The organism is Serratia sp. A07 (assembly GCF_058725505.1).
On the sequence record NZ_JBZXDO010000151.1, the window covers coordinates 1 to 1,640 of the forward strand.

Genomic DNA, 1,640 nt, shown 5'->3' on the forward strand with positions numbered 1-1,640 from the left:
CAGGGGGCGCAGAGCCAGGCAGCGTACGAAGCGCCGCAGGGTGAACACGAAACGCTGCTGGCGGCGATCTGGCGCGAACTGCTGAACGTGGAGCAGGTAGGCCGCCACGATAACTTCTTCGAGCTGGGGGGCCACTCGCTGCTGGCGGTGAAGTTGATGGCTCAGCTGCGGCGCGCCGGTTGGGGAGCGAACGTGCAGACGTTGTTCTCAACGCCGACGCTGTCGGCGCTGGCGCAGGCGATGAGCGCGCAAGGTGAGATCGACATACCGGAAAACCGGATTTTACCGGGCGGGGCCTCCATTACGCCGGAGATGTTGCCGCTGGCGACGCTGAGCCAGCCGGAAATCGACGCGGTGGTGGCGCAGGTGCCGGGCGGCGTGGCCAACGTACAGGACATCTACGCCTTGTCGCCGCTGCAGGAGGGGATTTTGTTCCACCATCTGCTGGCGGAACGGGGTGACCCGTACCAGCTGTCCGCGGTGCTGCGTTTCGACAGCCGTGCGCGACTGGACGCCTGGCTGGCGGCGATGCAGCAGGTGATCGATCGCCATGACATTCTGCGCACTGCGTTCATCACGCAGGGCATGTCCTCGCCGGTGCAGGTGGTGTGGCGCAAGGCTGAGCTGGCGCTGAGCGAGCGGCGTTTCGATCCGGCTGACGGCCCGATTTGGCAACAGCTGGCGGCCAGCTTTGATCCGTTGCAGCAGCGGCAGGATCTGACCCGCGCGCCGCTGCTCAACTTTACCGTCACGCAGGAGGAGGACGGCAGCTGGTGCGCTTTGCAGCAGTGGCATCATCTGATTGGCGATCACTCCACGTTGGCCTTCATGGAGCAAGAGATCGGCGAGATCCTCGCCGGCCGTGGGGCACAGCTGGGCGTCGCCCAGCCGTTCCGCAATGCGGTGGCGCAGGCGCGCCTGGCTCTCAGCGAGGCTGAGCACGAAAGCTTCTTCCGCGACATGTTGGCAGATATCCGCGAGCCGGTGCTGCCGTTCGGCCTGAGCGACGTGCACGGCGAAGGGCGGCAAATCGCCTGCCGCTACCAGGCGCTCTCTTCGGCGCTGAACCTGCGGTTGCGGCGACAGGCGCGGCGGCTGGGCGTCAGCCTGGCCAGCCTGTGCCACCTGGCCTGGGCGCAGGTGCTGGCGAGCGTCAGCGGGCGAGACGCGGTCGTGTTCGGCACCGTATTGCTGGGGCGTCTGCAGGGTGGCGAAGGCGCGGAACGGGCTATTGCGCGGCGAAATTTTTGATACGGATTTGCAACTTATTTGATACGAACAAAAATCCACCAATCGCAGTACATTTGATACAACTTTGAAGCGCTATAAATTACCTGGCTTCGGATAAGGTTTCGGTGTGAATAATTTGGTGTTGAGCCGTTTACGGGCCTTCTTATTCAAAAAGCGAATGTAACGAAACTGCTGGAACCTATGCACGGTTGCCCGGTCGATATTGGCTCGAAGGTGCTCACCGCGTTTGCCCCCTCTCTTGATGGCATTAAGGGCGATCTCGTGATACCACTCGCCGTCAAGCTCATAGAACCGTGAAAAATGGCTGCCAACAAACTCAAAATTACTCGCCTGGTACACAACCCCGAAACACCCGCACCGCTCATCCGCGAACGATTGCACCCATTGCA

General features: G+C 62.1%; 2 protein-coding genes. One reads left to right on the forward strand and one right to left on the reverse strand.

Annotated features, from left to right (window positions below):
* Positions 1–1,251: condensation domain-containing protein (locus tag AC4PR2_RS28720; protein ID WP_492176029.1), on the forward strand; the 1,251-nt coding region annotated here is incomplete at its 5' end.
* Positions 1,252–1,323: 72 nt separating this feature from the next.
* On the opposite strand, the gene AC4PR2_RS28725 is transcribed toward AC4PR2_RS28720, so the two are convergent.
* Positions 1,324–1,640, reverse strand: a 317-nt coding sequence (locus tag AC4PR2_RS28725; protein WP_492176030.1) for a Mom family adenine methylcarbamoylation protein, incomplete at its 5' end; no start/stop codon positions are given.